General features: G+C 57.3%; 1 protein-coding gene. It reads left to right on the forward strand.

Annotated elements, in window-relative coordinates; genetic code table 11:
• Positions 1-239: hypothetical protein (locus IV91_RS19390; RefSeq protein WP_035418786.1), on the forward strand; the 239-nt coding region annotated here is incomplete at its 5' end.
• Positions 240-253: the final 14 nt, after the last annotated feature.

Below are 253 nucleotides of genomic sequence, written 5' to 3' on the forward strand. Positions count from 1 at the left end.
AGGATAGACTGCGGAAGCCGCATGCTCGTAGTGGAGCTGGTGCGGCATGCAACGGGGCGCTGCGATTTTATCGCTTCGACTCCATTCCGGCCTTGAACAGGCTTGGGCGACACAGACAGGGCCTCATGGGGGATTTCCAGACTATCGGGAGAAACCAGAAAGGTTCGTTATTAAAGGATCGGGAGACAGGGCAGTTGGCCTGTCGTCATTACCGACCAGGGGCAGCGGATGACCGTTGAACCTGTGACCCACA

The organism is Ferrovum myxofaciens (genome assembly GCF_000735045.1).
Taxonomy (GTDB): Bacteria; Pseudomonadota; Gammaproteobacteria; order Burkholderiales; family Ferrovaceae; genus Ferrovum; species Ferrovum myxofaciens.